Origin of the sequence: Pseudomonas sp. Pseusp11, from assembly GCF_047304405.1 — a bacterium.
In the GTDB taxonomy this organism is placed as follows: domain Bacteria; phylum Pseudomonadota; class Gammaproteobacteria; order Pseudomonadales; family Pseudomonadaceae; genus Aquipseudomonas.
The window spans coordinates 99,471-117,854 of record NZ_JBGLZF010000018.1 but is presented as its reverse complement, the minus strand read 5'-3'; the positions used below and the strand labels follow the sequence as shown (position 1 = coordinate 117,854).

Here is an 18,384-nt window from a genome sequence, read left to right as displayed (position 1 = left end):
TCAGGTTCCGAGGAGCGCTGGCGCCTCGGCTCAATCGATCGACTCCAGACGCAAGGCATCCCCCAGCAGCCCCAATGCAACGACGAGCTCGTGGTCGCCACCGAACGTATGACTCAGGCGCAAGTGCTGCGTGTGCATGCCCTGCAGACTGAACAACTCCCCCGGTGCGATGACCACTTGCTGCTTGAGCAGTCTCTGGAACACTCGATGTACATTGACCTGGCGCAACGAGCGAATCCAGACCGTCGCGCCGCCCTGGGGCTCGACGAAATGCAGCGATTCCGGCAGACGCTCCTGGAGCAGCTGGGTCATCAGCACCATGCGCTCCTTGAGCAGTCGACGCAACACCAGCAGGTGTTGATCGATGCGTCCGTTGCTGTACAGCCGTGCAATGGCTTTCTGACGAATCAGCGACAGACGGAATGCCCGCAGCAGAAAGTGCCGTTGCAGTTCGGCACGCAGTTGTCGCGAGAGCAGGTAACCAAAGGGCGCCTCCGAGCCGATGATTTTCTCGAAAGTGGAAAACACGATCAGCCGATCAGGGTCCACCAGGTCACGAAACCGCAAGCCGCTCGGTTCGAATTCGAGCTCGCCGTAACAATCGTTCTCCAACACCCAACAGCCATGCCGTTCCAGCAGTTGCGCAGTGGACTGCCGGTTGTCGTCAGGCGCCACGCTCCCGCGCGGCATGTTCAGTCCCGATGAAAGCATCATCAGTCGCACCCGCCCGGTCTCGAGCTGCTCTCTCAGCTGTTCGAGATGCAGGCCACCACAGGCTTGCAGCGGCAACTCGACAACCTGCACGTCTGCGTCCTGGAACAAGCGCAGAATCACCCAGTCGCACGGCGACTCGACCACCACCACCGAATCTTTGAGCTCAAGAACGGCGATCAATATTTCAAGTACGCCGCGCATATCTGCGCCGATATAGACATCATCGGCATGCCAGCAGCGTGTCGGTGAAGTGGTGTAGCGTGCCGCAAGGGCCGTGCGCAGTTCCAGCTCGCCGCAGGGTTGTGAAGACGGTTGCGGCTGGCGCGGATACTGGCGCAGCAATTCTCTCTCCAGCAACAACAACGGGCTGTCCAGGGGTTGTAACAACGCCGGTTCATCGGCGCTCAACACCAGCATGCCGGGGCGCCTGGCGTTGACATAGACTGTTTCGAGCAGGTCTTTGCCGCTGCCGGGCAGGCCGATAGAGGACACCGGCAGTGCGTAATAGCCTGACTTGGCAACCGAATAGATGCGTCCTTCCTTCTCCAGCAGCGAATAGGCGTATTGAATGGTCGAGATCGACACACTCAAACGATCCGCCAACTGCCGCAATGAGGGCAGGCGCACTCGCACGTCACTGCCCGGCTCATTGATCAGATTGTTCAGGTAGCGGTACACCGCCTGGTACGCGAAATCGGAATCTCGTGATCCTTTCATGGGTGATGACCGAACACGCTACGAACGTCATGACGCACTCTCGATCCATCCGCCAAACCAGGAACGCTCACTGGCCCATCGACCATTCGCCAGTCACTGCTGTTTCATTCCCGGAGTCCATGCCTTCGGCTTGCACGCCTGCGTCGCCGCTTTCCGTACCGGGCACCCTACCCTCGTCCCGAACCACCGGCCCCATGCGGTAAAGGGTACCGATCAGGCTGACCGACAACCCGCTGACATCAACCATCCACTGCAGAACCTGCTCGGGTGCCGGACCGCCCTGCATCGCCCGGTGCAATTCCGGCAGCGCCACCAGCATGCCGGGATGGCATTGACGAAGAAAATGCTCCAGGGCCGCGCCGTTATCGACAAACGGGGCGAACAGCAGGCACACCAGTTGGGCTTCACTCAAGCCGAGGTTCTTTTGTGCCTCGGCCGTCGCCAATCCGCGCTGATCGGCCATTGTCAGCGGATTGCCGAAGGTCTCCATTGCCTGCTCGCAAAAACGCTCGGGCAACTGTTTACGGCGCATCATCACCAGTGCCCTTTGCAGATACTCGATGACGCCCTCTTCGTAGGTGCGACCGTGCACAAAGCGCGCTTGCAAGCCGCGAAGGTGCGCGGATATCGACAGGCTGACATAGTCGTTATCACTGAGTTGAGCCGTCAGTTCGTCAGGTTGGAAGCCGAGGAAGTCAGTGAGCAGCGGCCAGCGCTCTTCCAGGTTGCTGACCAGCATGTCGTGGATGTCGATGAAGGTCGTGCGACGGCAGGCCTCAAAGCGCTCGGCAGGACGCCACGCAGCCTGAGCAGAGTCGGAATAAAACTCGCGATAGCAGTCGCTGCCCAGTTCATCGAGCCGCGCGAACAATCCCTCGTAGCCCGTTTCATGGCGGCTCGTCGGCGCAAGCCCGGCCTTGGCTGCGGCACGGTTCAAACCCTCGATAAACTGCGCCTGCCGACGGGGTGAATCGCTGCTGACCATGACATCGACGCCGTTGTCCCAGCGGGCAATTTGTCCATAAAAATCACCTGTGGCCAGGTACCCGTCGTCCCACAACTCAAGCGGCCCGTTCCAGGCCCGACGGTGCCCGACCATCAGCAGATTGAGCCGATTCGACTCGCGGCCGGCTTCGGAGATTGGCGCCAAGTGATTGAACGGCAGGACCTCACGATTATCGACCATCAACATTTCGACCCGGGGATCGTCGAAGAGAAACAATGCACTGCTGCTGCGATGGATGTTTTCCAGTGCTGTCGAAGCCGTACCATTCAAGCGCAAAGTGGCCACTCGCAGCTGAAACGTCGCCGGTGCCCGTCCGGCGATACTCAGTTGTGCGGCGCGCAGCAGCGCCAGTGTGTAGCAGCTATCGCGGGACCCGGACTGGATCGCCAACACCTTGTAATCGCCGATACGCTCCATACCTCCAGCCGACACCACCAGGCGCTGAATCATCAGTTGCAATGCCGTGCGCTCGGCGCGAGAGAAAAAGCTCAGCAAGCGCTGCAGTACTTGTTGATAAACATAATTCATTGCCTGTTCATGGGTATGGGTCATCATTGTTTACCTGTTACTCATAAGTTCGACGCCACGCAAACAATTACATGCACTGCGCGACGGATTGCCTGTCATGAATGGGGTGGCGGGGTTGTTATCAAATGCTAGCACTTAAGCATTTTGTAATTATTTGAAATGGTTGCATGTCTCGAGAACCCCAAACAGGGAAAGACCGCCGCAACGCCCGGCAGGACGGGCGCTTTTCGGCCCCGAGCGATTTCCTAGGAAATTTCCGACAACATCCCACAGACGTGTAATACAAGAAATAAAGAAAGAAGTTGCCAATAAATGTATGACCGCCGAGCGGCGTCGAATTATTTGTTGAGCATGTATTGCCGATGCGCGTTGAAAAGTTTCAACCTGATACCCAGCCATGACTCTTTCCTTGAGATGAAATAATCATTCAATTATCAGGGCTTACATAATGATTAGAAGATACAGATTGAGAGCAAAAACCAGTTCAGTTGCTGAACCGCCCCACCGTGGGATCGATGGAATGTCTCATTTTGGAGGTTTTGACAGCGGAAAAGTCCGTGCTTGCACGGACCTTTCCAGAGGGGCTTATACAAAGAGGCTCGTACGAAGAGCTCAGGCAGGTTCGACCTCAAGGGCGACCCGTTCGCGGCATGGGCATTCGTCCATGTAGCGGTGCGCTTCGACAAACTGGGAAAACGGGAACACCCGAGTCTTGAGTGGCAGCAGCACACGGTCCGCGGTCAACTGGTTGATGTCGCGCAGGGCACGTTGCAGTGCGGCCTGATCCTGGAGGATGCCCAGCTCCGGCTTGCCGGTGAAGTTGCCGATGCAGTGCACGAAGAACTGAATGTTCTTCTGGAACGCCGCACAGGCCGGGAATGGCGTCTGGTTACCGCCTTGCAGGCCATAGAGCACCAAGCTGCCGCGAGGCGCGAGCACATCGCCGAGCAGCGACATCTGCGGGCCACCCAGGCCATCGAAAACCACATCGACGCCACGGTTGTCGGTAATTTTGTTGATCCGCATCAGCAGATCTTCTTCTTCGGTGACGATGACTTTTTCGGCACCCAGCGACAGCAGGTATTCACGCTCATCCGCGGTTTTGGTCGCAGCGATTACTCGCACACCAAGGGCTTTGCCCAATTGCACGAACGACGGCCCGGCGCAGTGACTGGCGTCGGTCACCAGAGCGAATTGCCCGGGTTTGACGCGCGCCAGATCGGTGTAGCCAAAATAGGCGACCAATAGCGGCGTGTAATGCACGCTGGCTTCGACCGGACTGAGCACGTCCGGGTAGCGGGTCAGCGCCGTGCGCGGCAGAACGATCTGTTCGCCGTAGACCGGATAGTCGTTGGGGCTTTCGGCCGGGAAGCTGGCGACCTTGTCACCGATAGCGAGGTCATCGACTCCCTCGCCGAGCGCCGTGACCACGCCGGCCATTTCATGACCCAGGCCTGAAGGCAGGCGAGCATGGGACGAGGCCAGGTTCTGGCGCCAGAGAATGTCGTACCAGCTGATGCCTATCGCCTCGACACGCACCTGCACTTCGCCCGGCGCAGGCAGAGCGGCCGCATGCTCTTCGCATTTGAGCACCTCGGCTGGACCAAACTTGTGAAAACGGATCGTGCGGGACATCGCAAACCTCGTCAAAGTAACCTCTAATGCCCTGAACTCTATCTGGGCTTTCTACCCAAGACCATCAGTGGCTATTAATAGTCGACATGCCTGTCATTGATTCCGCAGCGACGGCGACATCATCCAATGCCGTAAAAACCGAAGCAGCCTTTCAGGGAAAACTGAATTACCCTGTGCAGAGTACCAGCCTTTCCCCGTAAGATTCACGCCGGCCATTGTTCTCATATGGTCGCTCACGTCAAGTTTGCTGAATCTGCCAGGACCCCAGATGAATCGTAATGACCTGCGTCGTGTCGACCTGAACCTGTTGATCGTTTTCGAAACACTGATGCACGAGCGCAGTGTGACCCGCGCTGCGGAGAAATTGTTCCTCGGCCAGCCAGCCATCAGCGCGGCGCTCTCGCGCCTGCGCGGGCTGTTCGATGACCCGTTGTTCGTGCGCACCGGCCGCAGCATGGAACCTTCCGCCCGAGCGGTGGAAATCTTCGCCCTGCTCTCGCCGGCCCTGGATTCAATTTCCACTGCGGTCAGTCGCGCGGCGGAATTCGATCCGGCCACCAGCACCGCGGTGTTCCGCATCGGCCTGTCGGACGATGTCGAGTTCGCCTTGCTGCCGATGCTGCTCAAGCGGCTGCGCGCCGAGGCACCAGGCATCGTGCTGGTGGTGCGTCGGGCCAACTACATATTGATGCCGAACCTGTTGGCCTCGGGCGAAATTTCCATTGGCGTCAGCTACACCGCCGACCTTCCCGCCAACGCCAAACGCAAAGTACTGCGCCGCAGCATGCCGAAACTGTTGCGTGCCGACACAGTGCCGGGGCCGTTGAGCCTGGATGACTTCTGCGCCCGCCCCCACGCGCTGGTGTCGTTCGCGGGCGACCTGAGCGGCTTTATAGATGAAGAGCTGGAGAAACTGGGGCGCAAACGGCACGTGGTGTTGGCGGTGCCGCAGTTCAACGGGCTGAGCACACTGATCAGCGGCACCGACATCGTGGCCACCGTCCCGGACTACACCGCCGAAGCGTTGACCGCCGCCGGTGGTGTTCGGGCGGAAGATCCACCGTTGCCGGTGCGCAGCTTTGAATTGCACATGGCCTGGCGCGGGTCGCAGGATAATGATCCGGGTGAGCGGTGGTTGAGGTCGCGGATTCAGATGTTCTTCGGCGACCCTGAGAGTCTTTAGGCGTCGCCGGATAGGCTGTTTATCTGATCATTTCTGCCTTTCCACAAACCATGGAGCTCCATTCACTTCCAGTTGATTGCTACATTGGGGGCACATCTGAGGGCATGCTTTGGATGGTTTGAAAAGGATGCCCCCAGGGCTTGCTCAACGTCCCGAGAATGCCACATTAGTAGCTATCTGGAATAAATGCACATGTCGGTCCTGCGTATAGCTGTTGTAGTTGGATGCATTTGGGTAGATTCGGTGTTGGCAGCGGAGCCGACCGAAAAAGTCGTGCGGATTGCACAACTCGTGATAGACCCTGCTCAATTGGCGGCTTACCAAACGGCGGTCAAGGAGGAAATAGCTGACTCTGTTCGCCTTGAGCCAGGCGTGCTCGCGATTTATTCGGTGGCGGAAAAGGACCACCCGAACCGCCTTCACTTCTTCGAAATCTATGCAAACGAAGCGGCCTACAAAAGCCACATCGCATCTGCCCATTTTCAGAAATACGTGAATACGACAAAGTCGATGATCGTGTCCAGAACGCTTATCGAAACCGACCCGGTGCAACTCAGCGCACAGCAAGGTCAATGATTGGGCAATTATTTGCTCGGATTGTGCAATCAGGCCCGCAGGCACAGCTCTATAGTTAGCCGTTATTAAGAGCAAGCTGCTGCTCAACATTCCGGAGAGCTGTCCTATCATGAGCGTCCTCACCATCAATGGCCGTGAATACACGGTTGACGTAGATCCCAGCACCCCCATTCTCTGGACCCTGCGTGACACCTTGGGGATGACCGGCACTAAGTTCGGCTGCGGCGCGGCGCTGTGCGGCGCCTGCACTGTTCACCTGGATGGTCAGGCCATTCGATCCTGTGTGACGCCAATAGCAGCGGCCGAGGGTCGCAAGATCACCACCATCGAAGCGGCGACAAATGGCAGCGACCCGGTCGGTGCTGCCGTGCATGAGGCTTGGGTCAAGCACGACGTGGCGCAATGTGGCTACTGCCAGAGCGGTCAAATCATGAGCGCGACGGCTTTTCTAAAAGTCCAACCCAAAGGCAAGCAACCCACCGCTGCCGAGATCGATTCAGCCATGGCGGGCAATATTTGCCGCTGCGGTACCTACGCCCGTATTCGCGCGGCGGTGGCGGATGCCGCTAAAGTCCTTGCCTGACCGGAGCTCACCATGCTGAACGACATCTTTTCCCAAGAGCTTCCGCGTTCCCTGCAACACCTACTCGAACGCGACCAAGCCGACGGTGCCTTCACACTTCCACGCCGCAGTTTCCTCAAAATCGTCGGGATTGGCGGCCTGGCTCTGGGTGCCTTTCCGCACTTGGCGCTGGCGCAGGAAGCCACTGGCGGTGACGCTGCGCTGCTCAAACCGAGTCAGCAACCCTCTGCATTCGTGCAGATCGACTCCAGCGGACAGGTCACTGTAACGATCAACCGGCTGGAGTTCGGTCAGGGCGTTCAGACCGGACTGCCGATGATTCTCGCTGAGGAACTCGATGCCGACTGGAGTCTCGTGCGTAGCCGCAACGGCAATAACAACACGGCCTACCAGGACCCGGTCTTCGGCATGCACCTCACCGGCGGCTCCAATTCGATCAAAAACAGCTACACCCAGTACCGCGAACTGGGTGCGCGCGCTCGGGCCATGCTGCTCGCGGCAGCGGCCGCACGCTGGAACGTGGAGGTCACGCGCCTTAGCACTCAAGCGGGCATGGTGCTTGGCCCGGCAGGCCTTAAAGCGAGTTACGGGGAACTGGCAGAGGCTGCGATGGCGTTGCCCGTGCCCGACAAGGTCACGCTCAAGGATCCCAGGGATTTCCGCATCATTGGCCAGGCCACTACGCGCATCGATGCCAAGGCCAAGAGCAGTGGCCAGCAGGATTTCGGCATCGACATGCACTTGCCCGGACAGCTCACTGCCGTTGTTGCGCGCCCACCGGTGTTCGGTGCAAAAATCGCCTCCCTGGATGACAGCGCCGCACGCGCAATTAAGGGGGTAAAAGCCGCGTTGCGAGTGCCTCTGGACGGCGGCGCCGAAGGTGTCGCGGTGATTGCCGATGGCTACTGGCAGGCGAAGCTTGGACGCGACGCATTGAAGCTGCAATGGGACCTGGCCACCGTCGAGAAGGTAGACAGCGAACAGCAACTGATCCAGTACCGGGCGTTAGCGGGTCAACCGGGCTTGGTCCACTTTGACGCCGACATGGCACCGCTTGCTACAGCCAAGCATCAATTGGAGGCAGAGTTCGTATTTCCCTACCTGGCTCATGCGCCCATGGAACCGCTGAACTGCACCGTGCAGATTTCCGATAAGGGCGCACAACTGTGGGTTGGCACTCAGTTTCCGGGGGGTGACAGTGCCGCCGCGGCCAAGGTACTGAATCTGAAACCCGAGCACATTCAAATCAACGTGCAAACGGCCGGCGGTGGTTTTGGCCGGCGTGGCGTGCCCACCAGTGATTTCATCGTGCAGGCGTGTGAAGTCGCTAAAGCCGCACGGTCAGTTGGGCTGAATGTTCCCATACGGACTCTCTGGAGCCGCGAAGACGATATCAAGGGCGGCTATTACCGCCCCATGCACCTGCATCGCGCGCGTATAGGCTTTGACGACAGCGGCACGGTGGTGGCGTGGGACCATGTCTTGATCGGGCAATCGATCCTTACCGACACGATGTTTGGAGGCCAGATTAAGAACGGCATTGACCCGACGGCGACAGAAGGCATGCGTGCCCCTTATCCCCTACCGATGCGGCTGACAGTCCACCATCCCAAGCTCAACGTACCCGTGCTGTGGTGGCGCAGCGTGGGCTCTACCCACACGGCCTTTGTGATGGAGACATTGCTCGACGAGATTGCGCGAACGACGAAGCAAGACCCGGTGGCATACCGAATGAAGCTGTTTGGCGAGCAAAGCCCGCGCCATCGCGAAGCGCTGCAATTAGCGGTGGACAAGAGCGGGTATGGCAAACGTCAACTGTCTGCCGGACACGCGTGGGGCGTTGCGGTCCATGAGTGTTTCAGTTCGGTAGTGGCTTATGTGGTGGAAGCCTCAGTGCAGAACGGTCGCCCGGTGCTGCACCACGTGACCGCCGGTGTCCATTGCAACCTGGTCGTCAACCCACGCAGCGTTGAGGCCCAAGTGCAAGGCGCCGCGCTGATGGGCTTGTCGATGTGTTTGCCAGGCAATGCCATCACCCTGAAAGACGGCGTCGTGCAGCAAAGCAACTTTGCAGACTTCAGCGTTCCGCGCATCACCGACATGCCCGAGTTCGCGGTCCATATAGTGCCAAGCGCCGAACCGCCCACCGGCATGGGCGAGCCTGGCTTGCCGGCACTGGCCCCCGCTTTTGCAAACGCCATAGCCAGTCTGACGGGTAAGCCAATACGCGAGCTGCCTTTCAAGCTGGGATAAATCGAGGATGCCAGCCCCCCGTCAACGCCATACAGCGGTTCGAGGTGGGGGCGTTGGCCGGGAGAAATGAGGGAGATTATGCGCCTGCCGGTGGATGCGTGCGTGCGGGCGGGCCGAACGGGACGATGCGAACGTCCTGGTAACCGGCTCGTCTCACACGTCACCGATTCCGTCACATACGAATCCGCTTGATATCGCGCTGAGGTGGCTCTCCGAACAGACGACTGTATTCGCGGCTGAATTGCGATGAGCTTTCATACCCCACCAGCCCGCCCGCACTGCTTGCATCGATATTCTGGCTGAGCATCAACTGTCGAGCTGCTTGTAGCCGTAACTGCTTCTGATACTGCAGCGGGCTCATCCCGGTCACGGCCCGAAAGTGTTGGCGAAACGTGGAAGGACTCATATGCGCTTGTGCCGCCAGATCATCCATGCGCAACGTCTGACGGAAATTAACTTTGAGCCAGGCTAATGTCTTGGCAATTTGCTGACTGGGTGAACCGGCGGCTATGACATGCAGCAACTGCGGGCCATGGGTTCCGTTTAACAGCCGGGCAATGATCTCTTCCTTGATCAGCGGAGCGAGGGTCTCAATCCAGTGGGGCTCTTTGAGCAGGTCCACCAAGCGCCTCAGCGCATCCAGCACCCCCACATCCAAAGGCTGTACGGTCACGGGACGAAACGCGTCATCTCGCATACGCTGCGATAACCGCATGCGCTCGGCGACCTGCGTCACGGTGGTGCTGTCGAGTGCCAGCATCATGCCGAGGAATGGCTTGAGCACGCTGGCTTGAGTGACATGGGAAGTGACCGGGAGATCGACACTGGTCACCATCGACTCGCCGGGCGTATAGGGGAGTACTTCACTGCCGACGATCACCTGCTTGCCGCCTTGCAAGGTCACGCCAATTCCCAGGCCGTAGATACAGTGCATGGGCGCCGTAACGGCTTTACGCCGATGCAGGCTCAGACCGGGAATGTCGGTAATGCGGTCGCCGTCGCCAGGAACCAACTGGCTGACCGATTTAGCGAGACGCGTGATATCAGTCATGACTTGGTCGTGTGACAAATCGGTATTCACATTCAACTCCCCAAAAAAACCAGACTTAGAGATAGTCACGGCTGACGCCGTTACTCACCCGAACAATGTCGGCCATGACCGCAAGTGCGATCTCCGCCGGGGTCTTGCTTCCCAGTTTGAGTCCGATCGGCGCATGGATGCGATCAAGCGCATCGTCGTCCAGCCCGCCGATTCGTCTGACCCTTTCCAAGCGCTTTTCACTGGTGCGCCGGGAGCCCATGGCGCCGATATAAAATGCGGGTGTCCTGACGGCTTCGAGCAAGGTCAGGTCGTCAAGTCGAGGATCATGAGTCAAGGCGACAATAGCCGTCGCTGCATGGCATCCGCCTTGGGAAATATAGCTGGCGGGCATCACCTTCATTAACTTTACTTGTGGCATGGCAAACGTTGAAGTCAGTTCTTCGCGCGGGTCACACACGATCACTTCATAGCCCAGGGAGCATGCAAAACTGGCACAGAACTCGGCCACCGGTGAGAGGCCTGCGACCAGCAGGCGCCGGGCTGCCCCCACGAGAATGCGCACTTGATCAATGTCTACAGCGACAGTGGCGTCGACACTCACACCGACCTCAATGTGTCGACGGCAAGTTCCAAGGGCGATATGGCGAACCAACAGATGCTGCCCCTGCAGCGCGCGCAGCAACACCGCGAAGTGCTCCTGCGCAGCGCAATCGGGTTCGAATTTTTCTACCAGGACATCCAGAACCCCGCCGCAAGGCAACGCCCGCGACGGTGGCAGTCCACTCTCGCCATAACGAACAATCTGGTTGAAGTCGTCAAACTCATGTCGACCAAGCCGTTGCAGAAAGTCGTCTTCCACGCATCCACCCGACAGCGAGCCACAGAACGCACCGGACGATAACGCGACCAACATAGACCCAGGGCCACGCGGCGCAGAGCCAAAGGTTGCCAGGACCGTACACAACCACACTTGATGGCCTTGCTCGATCCACTTGAGGGCTTGCTGAATGACCTGCACGTCAAGATTTTGCATGGTGGGTCTCAAACCGATACTTCAACCGAGGACCAACGCCTTTTAGGCGGACGGAAGATCGACCTCAGTATGGGTCTTCGAATCTGGCGATAATTGCCTGATCAAACGACAATATTGCCTATTTTGATTAAAGACTTGGAGGTAGCGCGCTTGTAACCCTATGTTTCAGCGATATCAACTGCTCAAACTGATGAAGGGCATTGCCACATTCGGCGATGTGCACGAACGACTACCCGCAAATGCCATGCCCGTCAGTATCAGGCACCGCCAGCCAAAGGCGTGATCCTCACGGTTGCGGCACGTGCTCGCTCACCGATCATGGGATCCAGGGACACCCCTGAAAATCATTCGTGTTGCTTACGTCGACAAGCGCCGCGCTTGCACCTGCGCGACGACATTGAAGGAGCTGAAGAGCAGCGCTTTGGCCGACGGTTGGCACGCCATGTGAAACAGATCGAGCTCCAGGCGTTGCGCCCTCTCCAGCGCTTGCTCCCCGTGTTCCCTAGAGGACCAGAGAAGCTGCATGAGCGCGCGATCGCCTTCGTCACTCACCTGCACGCACGCTCTGATGAACCCTGGACATGAGCAGGTAAAGCGTTCGACACGGGTCATCAACGACGCCACCAGATCCGGCATGTGGATGGGGTCAACGGTAAATTCAACGAAGTGACTGTACCCGCAGTTTCGGCTTGACCAGGTCATGAAAGCTCTCCTAAAAAGTTATCGTACGGTCGACGTCCACTTTCAGTGCTTACCGAGGGTGGTCGACTGAGCGCGCATCGGCAAACAACGCAAAGCGCTACGCGGGCGTACACAGCACATCGATGCGTCCAGTTTTCAAGCCAATGTGAATAGGCGGTTGAATACGCAGCGCGGGGGCCCGCAATGCGCGGATCGAGCGCTGCCTGGAATAACCAGCGGGGATTTGCCGGCAAGGTTCGAGCGAAACCAACCAGGTCCAGGTGTCCTTCAATGTGCAGGGAGCTAGAAGAGAGGCCATGTCAGGTCCTTCATCGTTGATCAGCATGGCCTCAGTATGCTGCGCCAACGAGCCGCGCTTCTTGCCCGATCGACGCGATTGATTGCTTGATTCAACGCTTATCAAGCGGCATCAACCCATCAGCCCTAGATATTTCGATATGTTTCAAAACTAAAAGCTGCCCAAATCAATCGGAACGCCAGAAGCCTATAGCGCATGAAAAATGTAGTCAGTTGGCAAATGGTCATCAAACGCCAAGCCCAACTGGTGAAGCCGCTGGCGCAACGTTGGAGCATCGACGCGGACCTTCCAGTTGGAACGAGCAGGCCCCACTTTTCCAGCATCGTAGCGAGCAATCGCCTCGGCGAGCTGCAGGCGATCTGGCAAGTACACCGCCAGCGCATTTCCTTTCCATGCAGCCACGTTCAGCCCCAAGGTTTCACACAGCGCAATTTTTGCCTGCGCATCCTCTCTGTCAGCCTGGCGGGAGCGTTCAATCTGATCAGCAAGAACCGGATCAACGATCCGATCTGTAAACAACACCTCACCCTCCTCCCAGACTTCGGGCGGGCAAATCTTGTTTTCCGGATCAAGCGCAATGAACGGATTGATCTCCGCCGGGTATATACGGCACACCAGCGGTCGCTCTTCGTAGATACCGCAACGACCGTCATCGCCGAGGCTTTGGCATTGCACCAGCGCATTGCCCGCAAACACTGCAACGACCCGCACATGGGAATTACCGCAAGGCACCTCGATTGCGCGTCCTGCGGCGTGGGCAAACTGTTGCAGCCCAGCAGTCCAGATGGATTGCTCAAACGCCTCCAGTATGATCGCGACCTCATGCCCTCTTTCCAGCCACTGCCTTGTCTCGTTCAACGTCAGTGGAACCAACCGCCCCTTGCAGCAGATCCCGCAGCCGTTGCACGCAAACCGGATGCTGTTGTTTTGCATATCGCTACTCGCCTGTATGTTCGACTTTCCACAGAAACACCCGCCACCTGCCTACAGCGCAGGCAGGTCTTGAGGCACCTTGGGAGTATGTGAAATGCAGAGCAGTTGTGTTTGCTCGATCGAGTGGCATCTTTGCTCGATTCAAGCGATCTCAAATACGGGAGATTGAGGAGCGGCGGGAGCTACTCGTCGAGTGGTCTGGGCCTCCACACTGACGTCGATTCAGAACGCTACTTCAGACGGGGCAATTCCACACATTTCAGCGAGCACTTGCACCACTAAAATGTGGTCGTCGCGTTGTGGCAAGCCGGACACCGTCACAACGCCGACACAGCCGCCCCATAGGAAAGCTGCCCCCGTGGCAGGCGTAGTCGCGTGACGGCAAGCCCATCAGCGCCTCCAGAGGCTGCCCCTCCTCTTCACACGACAAGCCCACGCCATAGGAACTTTTACCCATCATCTCGACAACGTTTCTTTTACGCCGCGCCCAATCAGCATTGCTTGCAGCAGTACCCGGCATGGCGTAAAAAAATACGGTTTCACGGGCAAGCCTGATCTCGATGGCCGTGGCCACCGCGGCTTTCTCACAGGTTATCTTGAGACGCTCGCTCAATGCCCAGGCCGAGTTTTTATCGAACGTCTCAAATTGAAGAACGTGTTCCTGCAGCGCAATGCGCAGAATATCTCGCTGCCTATCCGTAGCCATATGCTGATTGCCTTTCTCAGGGCGGGGCTGCGGCCAAATCTACGTTACGGTGCGCCCTGGAGCTTGAACCAACCCGTGGCGGCCTCGATTACATCCCACAGTTTTGGCGGGATCGCGATCTGCGAAACGCGCGCCGGGGTCAGCGCCGTTTGAATCTGATCGTCGTGGCCTTTTTCTGCCAGTTCCACCCAGTCAGGATTTATGACAAGGCCCTGTCCAACCGCGACGAGCAACAGGCCGAGTTCAAGCGCTTCCTCGGCTTGGCGGGGCGTCTTGATCTGCCCGGCGGCAATCACTGGAATGCGTCCGTCGACATGATCCAGAATCACCTTCGCCGTGGTCTGGTCGCCCTGTCCGTCGACAGGCACCGTTTCCAGCACGCTTCCCAGGGAGACGTGGAGATAGTCGATACCGCTTTCGATCAGTCCATCGACAAGCACGCAGGTGTCGTCGATGCGCAATCCATTTTCGTCAGATTCATCTGGCGAAATGCGATAGCCGAACAGGAACGGTCGATCAGCGTGTGCCTTGATGACTCGATGAACCTCCTGAACAACCGCCAATGGAAAACGCAGACGGTTCTCGAGTGAGCCGCCCCACTCGTCATCGCGCTGATTGAACTTTGGAGAAAAGAAGTTCTGGATCAGAAATCCATGGGCGCCATGCAGTTCTATACCATCAAATCCTGCCTCGATGGCACGACGCGTCGCCTCACCAAACGCCTGGATAACGTCGTGGATTTCTTCCTTGGTCATTGCGCGCGGGGTAGCGGAAACGCTGAACGGTCCTGCGTCAATACTCACTGCACTGGCGCTGACAACGTCCGGCACCAACTCCAAAACGGCCTTGTTACCTGCGTGGAACAACTGCAGCACTGCCGTTGCACCACCGCTCTTCGCGGCCTTGGCCAATCGCTTGAGACTGGGAACGAATGTATCGTCGAACGCTGCAAATTCGTCAGTGAATCCAATACCGTTGGCGAGCACGTGCGTGCAACCGGTGATCACCAGACCGACACCGTTTACCCGACGCTGGTAGTAAGCAATTTCCTCGTCGGAGACTGTACCGTCCGCGTTGCCGGCCCACGTTGTCATGGGGGCCATCGCCACACGATTGCGCAACTCGATTCCGTTTTCGAACACAAACGGCTCGAACACCTTACGCGTAACCTGATTCATTTGAGTACCTGATACAAATGGGTTGATCTATGACGCCCTTCTCTACCCCGCGCCAAAACGCGCCGGGTGGAGGAAAATCGCTACTGGACGCCCTCAGCGGCTTTCACATTCTGACGATCACTGGGTGACGTCGACGGCACGCATATGCATTGGGCTCATTCGACCACCGTGCACTTTTAGCTTTGCCAGAGCTGCATTCATTTCCACCAGTTCGGCGGACGTCAGCTTTACGTTGACGGATGCCAGGTTCTCTTGAAGGTGATCGAGCTTGCGCGTGCCTGGAATCGGGACGATCCAGGGCTTCTGCGCGAGTAACCACGCCAGCGATATCTGGGCGGGAGTGGCATGCTTTTCCAGTGCGAACTGCCTGAGCAAAGCAATGATCGGCTCGTTTGCTGACAGGTTCTCAGGCGTGAATCGTTCAAACCCGGAACGTAAATCGGTGTTGGCGTCGAACCGTGTACTGCCATTCAGTGTGCCGGGTAAAAAGCCCATGCCCAGCGGGCCCCAGCACACGAAACCGATACCCAGTTGTTCACAGGTATCAAGTACTCCGTTGTGCTCGACGCTTCTCTCCATGACGGAGTATTCGGTTTGGACCGCAGTCACACGCTGAACGGCATGCGCTCGGCGAATGGTGCTTGCACTTGCCTCCGAGAGACCGAAGTGCAACACCTTGCCCTCTTTTATAAGGTCCTGGACCGTACCCGCAACATCCTCGATCGGTACGTTTGGATCGACTCGGTGTTGATAGTAGAGATCGATACGGTCGGTGCGCAGCCGCTTCAGCGAGCCCTCAAGCACCTTCCGGATATGTTCCGGGCGACTATTGAGTGCGCCGCCGGCATCCATGTCGAAACCGAATTTTGACGCGACAACTACCTCGTTACGAAACGGGGAAAGCGCCTCACCTACCAATTCTTCATTGGTGTACGGCCCATACACTTCAGCCGTATCAAAAAAAGTGACGCCTTGTTCATGGGCCGTGCGGATGACCTTGATGCCCTGCTCTTTCCCTGCAGGCGCCCCATAATTGGCGCTGATGTTCATGCACCCGACACCGAGTTCCGAGACTTCCAGCGAACCAAGCTTGCGCTTGTTTGTAACTCGCGTTCCGCTCACTGAGCCGCCAGCGCCTTTTGCGCTATCCGGTGAGGCTGCCCAGGACAGCGGTGCAACACTCAAACCGGCCCCAACGACCGCCCCGCCAATCAAAACGTTACGGCGGCTGAAGCCTGGATGATCCTGGAATGCGTTTTCTGATGTGCCTCTATTATCCTGCTGCATGATCGGGTCCTATCTGTAAATTGCTGCCATGGGATAGACGTTGGTTAAACCCGTCGATACCCCGGGTGAATCCTGGTTTCAGTATGCGGCGCACCTGCCGGGATCATTTGCCCGTTTTGTCGGCATCACTGCCTATTCCAAGGATTCTTCTGAGCATTTCAGACAGTCAGCGGACCGCGCGGTCGTTTACAGAGGGTGAGTCCGTAGCCTGATCAAGCCGCTGATTGACGAGCAGCATGACTCTACGGCTGCCGGCCGCGCAGTTGGCAAGGTCATCATCGAACGACAGGATGCCCGAGGCCCACCTCGGCACCGATGGCGTGCGTCGACCAGCCGTTTAAATTCGTTGCTTTAGGCAGTATTTCAAACGAAGTCTGCAACCCCTCAGACAACCATAGAGAGAGAATGATGGCTCATACCGGAGGCAAGCAGACGCACGTCCGACTGTCCTCGGCCGTTACAGATGAGGAACATCGCACAGTGTCCTGCTCATTGCCGGAGCGTTGCGCCTTACCTCACGTTCAAAGAGGCACCATCGATGAGCAAGGTATGGTTTATCACAGGTACAACACGCGGTCTGGGCACCGAAATCGCTAAAGCGGCGCTTGCGGCGGGCGATAAGGTCGTGGCTACAGGCAGAGATGCGCAAGCCGTGATTCAGGCTGTAGGTCAACACGATGAATTGCTTGCAGTCGCGCTGGATGTGACTGATGAAAAACAGGCAGCGGCAGCGATCAGGACCGCTGTTGAACGTTTCGGCAAGGTCGACGTTATTGTCAATAATGCCGGCTACGCGGTACTGGGTGCCCTGGAGGAACTCTCCGACGTCGAGGTTCGTGAGCAGTTCGACACGAACGTGTTTGGACTGCTGAACGTGACCCGAGCGGCATTGCCCGTGCTTCGCGCACAGGGACAAGGCCACATGATCAACATTTCCTCTGTGGCTGGCTATCACGGTGGTGTGGGCGCCTCGGCCTATTGTGCGACCAAATATGCGGTCGAGGGCATCACTGAATGCCTGGCACTTGAGGTTGCACCCTTGGGTTTACACGTGACTGTTGTCGAGCCCGGGTATTTCAGAACCGAGTTTCTCAGCACGAACTCGGTACGATTCGCGAAGCAGGTCATTGACGATTACGCAACGAATCCAGCCAGCTCGCGTGAAGCGGTCCTGGCGGTACATGGCAAGCAAGCCAATGATCCGAAGAAGCTGGCGCAGGCCCTGATTATCTTGTCCCACACTGAAAAGCCTCCACTGCGCTTCACCGCTGGCAGCGACGCTATCGGCTATTTTGAAGACGAACTTCAGAAGCGTCATGAGGAACTGGCGGCGTGGCGTGATCTCTCGGTGTCACTCGCTCACGACTGATATCGCACTGTCCAACGCGGGGTTCTGAAAGGCATTCGGTTCGCCATTCAGTTTTTGCCCGCCCCGCGCATCGCCATTTCATGGTGGGTTGTTATCAAGTCATAACCGCTCAAGCCTTGGCAGGCGCCAACTCAGACCGCCGCGCATCGCGAAAGGCAAACATGAACACCAGCACCACACCCAGGGAAAAGAACGCCGGGAACAACCAGATGCTCTGCCACTGGTGACCCGCAGGGGTGGCGTAGTAATCAGAGACATGGCCCGCGACCCAGAAACCGATCAGCAGGCCAGGGTAATCAGGCCCTGGGCCGAGCTTCTTCCCGAGGCCGCGCAGGCCTTCCGTTTCATTGGGGGAAAAAATGGGGGCATCACTAGTTTTTTACAACCTGAAACCACCGCCCTAGAGCCCAGTCAAAATGTTCTTCGGGGACCCCGATAGCCTGTAATGGAATTCCACCAAATTCCATAAAACCATTTAATAACAGAGCGTTATAGGTAAATCGCAGATGCATTCTTCGCCGCAGCCTTGCTGCTCAATCGGTGGATTCCCGCGCCATGAAGAATCTAACGCTACATTACCTAGCGACACTGTGTAGCCTGCGCGTAAATGCCCGGGCCACACTGCAACGCAATCCTGTTTG

At 57.7% G+C, this 18,384-nt stretch carries 15 protein-coding genes and 1 pseudogene; 5 read left to right on the top strand and 11 right to left on the bottom strand.

Annotated elements, in window-relative coordinates; all coding sequences use genetic code 11:
- Nucleotides 1-30: 30 nt before the first annotated feature.
- From ACCC96_RS16750 to ACCC96_RS16740, 3 genes are all read right to left on the bottom strand, one after another.
- Nucleotides 31-1,431, bottom strand: coding sequence for a PLP-dependent aminotransferase family protein (locus ACCC96_RS16750; RefSeq protein WP_413696366.1), 1,401 nt, complete (start codon nt 1,429-1,431; stop codon nt 31-33).
- Nucleotides 1,432-1,498: 67 nt separating this feature from the next.
- Complete coding sequence (locus ACCC96_RS16745; RefSeq protein ID WP_413696365.1) at nt 1,499-2,989, bottom strand: hypothetical protein; 1,491 nt, start codon at nt 2,987-2,989, stop codon at nt 1,499-1,501.
- 588 nt (nt 2,990-3,577) lie between these two features.
- Nucleotides 3,578-4,600, bottom strand: coding sequence for a zinc-dependent alcohol dehydrogenase family protein (locus ACCC96_RS16740; protein WP_413696364.1), 1,023 nt, complete (start codon nt 4,598-4,600; stop codon nt 3,578-3,580).
- A 268-nt stretch (nt 4,601-4,868) separates the two neighbouring features.
- Between ACCC96_RS16740 and ACCC96_RS16735 the strand changes: the two genes are divergently transcribed.
- From ACCC96_RS16735 to ACCC96_RS16720, 4 genes are all read left to right on the top strand, one after another.
- Nucleotides 4,869-5,783 carry a LysR family transcriptional regulator gene (locus tag ACCC96_RS16735; RefSeq protein WP_007936649.1) on the top strand — a complete coding sequence of 305 codons (915 nt, stop codon included), beginning with the start codon at nt 4,869-4,871 and terminating at the stop codon, nt 5,781-5,783.
- A gap of 192 nt (nt 5,784-5,975) precedes the next feature.
- Nucleotides 5,976-6,359 carry a putative quinol monooxygenase gene (locus ACCC96_RS16730; protein ID WP_413696363.1) on the top strand — a complete coding sequence of 128 codons (384 nt, stop codon included), beginning with the start codon at nt 5,976-5,978 and terminating at the stop codon, nt 6,357-6,359.
- Nucleotides 6,360-6,468: 109 nt separating this feature from the next.
- Complete coding sequence (locus ACCC96_RS16725) at nt 6,469-6,942, top strand: (2Fe-2S)-binding protein (protein WP_064677641.1); 474 nt, start codon at nt 6,469-6,471, stop codon at nt 6,940-6,942.
- Between the two features lie 12 nt (nt 6,943-6,954).
- Nucleotides 6,955-9,195, top strand: coding sequence for a molybdopterin cofactor-binding domain-containing protein (locus tag ACCC96_RS16720; RefSeq protein ID WP_413696362.1), 2,241 nt, complete (start codon nt 6,955-6,957; stop codon nt 9,193-9,195).
- Nucleotides 9,196-9,367: 172 nt separating this feature from the next.
- Here ACCC96_RS16720 and ACCC96_RS16715 read toward each other — a convergent pair whose 3' ends face one another.
- The 7 genes and pseudogenes from ACCC96_RS16715 to ACCC96_RS16685 all read right to left on the bottom strand — a co-directional run bounded on the left by ACCC96_RS16715 (nt 9,368) and on the right by ACCC96_RS16685 (nt 16,374).
- Nucleotides 9,368-10,246: an AraC family transcriptional regulator N-terminal domain-containing protein gene (locus ACCC96_RS16715; RefSeq protein WP_413696361.1), complete on the bottom strand. Its 879-nt coding sequence runs from the start codon at nt 10,244-10,246 to the stop codon at nt 9,368-9,370.
- Between the two features lie 55 nt (nt 10,247-10,301).
- Nucleotides 10,302-11,270: an XdhC family protein gene (locus tag ACCC96_RS16710; RefSeq protein WP_222586898.1), complete on the bottom strand. Its 969-nt coding sequence runs from the start codon at nt 11,268-11,270 to the stop codon at nt 10,302-10,304.
- 357 nt (nt 11,271-11,627) lie between these two features.
- Nucleotides 11,628-11,972, bottom strand: a complete 345-nt coding sequence (locus ACCC96_RS16705) for an antibiotic biosynthesis monooxygenase (protein WP_413696360.1) — start codon at nt 11,970-11,972, stop codon at nt 11,628-11,630.
- A gap of 484 nt (nt 11,973-12,456) precedes the next feature.
- Complete coding sequence (locus tag ACCC96_RS16700) at nt 12,457-13,203, bottom strand: YkgJ family cysteine cluster protein (RefSeq protein WP_413696359.1); 747 nt, start codon at nt 13,201-13,203, stop codon at nt 12,457-12,459.
- Nucleotides 13,204-13,425: 222 nt separating this feature from the next.
- A pseudogene (locus ACCC96_RS16695) lies at nt 13,426-13,909 on the bottom strand (heme-degrading domain-containing protein).
- Between the two features lie 44 nt (nt 13,910-13,953).
- Complete coding sequence (locus ACCC96_RS16690; protein WP_413696358.1) at nt 13,954-15,087, bottom strand: NADH-dependent flavin oxidoreductase; 1,134 nt, start codon at nt 15,085-15,087, stop codon at nt 13,954-13,956.
- A 117-nt stretch (nt 15,088-15,204) separates the two neighbouring features.
- Nucleotides 15,205-16,374: an aldo/keto reductase gene (locus ACCC96_RS16685; RefSeq protein WP_413696357.1), complete on the bottom strand. Its 1,170-nt coding sequence runs from the start codon at nt 16,372-16,374 to the stop codon at nt 15,205-15,207.
- Between the two features lie 538 nt (nt 16,375-16,912).
- Here ACCC96_RS16685 and ACCC96_RS16680 point away from each other — a divergent pair.
- Nucleotides 16,913-17,743, top strand: a complete 831-nt coding sequence (locus ACCC96_RS16680) for an SDR family NAD(P)-dependent oxidoreductase (RefSeq protein WP_413696356.1) — start codon at nt 16,913-16,915, stop codon at nt 17,741-17,743.
- A 109-nt stretch (nt 17,744-17,852) separates the two neighbouring features.
- On the opposite strand, the gene ACCC96_RS16675 is transcribed toward ACCC96_RS16680, so the two are convergent.
- Entirely contained in the window at nt 17,853-18,023 is a 171-nt protein-coding gene (locus ACCC96_RS16675) for a hypothetical protein (RefSeq protein WP_261398195.1), read from the bottom strand.
- Between the last annotated feature and the right edge of the window lie 361 nt (nt 18,024-18,384).